This is a genomic window from Bowmanella yangjiangensis, from assembly GCF_017255015.1.
In the GTDB taxonomy this organism is placed as follows: domain Bacteria; phylum Pseudomonadota; class Gammaproteobacteria; order Enterobacterales; family Alteromonadaceae; genus Bowmanella; species Bowmanella yangjiangensis.
On the sequence record NZ_JAFKCS010000466.1, the window covers coordinates 1 to 594 of the forward strand.

The 594-nt window shown below is 60.9% G+C and carries 1 protein-coding gene; it reads right to left on the reverse strand.

The features are described from left to right. Nucleotides 1–102 precede the first annotated feature (102 nt). The coding region (locus tag J0A65_RS25180; RefSeq protein ID WP_206596958.1) for a BCCT family transporter at nt 103–594 on the reverse strand (492 nt) is incomplete at its 5' end.

Below are 594 nucleotides of genomic sequence, written 5' to 3' on the forward strand. Positions count from 1 at the left end.
GGGTGTTAACCTCTTTTTTTTTTTTTTAATCGCGGGTTCCGATAAAACTAAGGGCCCCCCCCCCGAGCGCAAGGCCGGTGTCGGGGCATCGACTGGCTGGCGTCAGCTGCGGCAGTCTTCAATCAGCCCTTTGACCAGGCCGATCATCAGCAACAGCATCAGCGCCATGAACGGCAGTCCCATGGCCACGGCACCGGCCTGAATGCCCTTGAGTGCGGTATCGCCGCCAATCACGAACAGCGTGACAGTCACCAGCGCGATCATCACCAGCCACAGCACACGCTGCACCGGCAGGGTATTTGGATCGCCACCGGCCGACAGGTTGTCAATCACCAGCGCACCGGAGTCCACCGACGTCACCATGAAGAACACCAACAAAGCGACCACCAGCAGCGAACCGATACCGGCCAACGGCAGCATTTCCAGGAACTGGAAAATGGCCATGTTGACGTCACTGAGGCCAGCCGCCAGGGCACCGCTGCCATCAATCACCTGGGCGATCGCGCCGCCACCGAATGCCGAGAACCACAGTAGCGTAACCACGGTCGGCGCCAGCATCACCATGCCCACCATCTGGCGCAGGGTGCGGCCCTT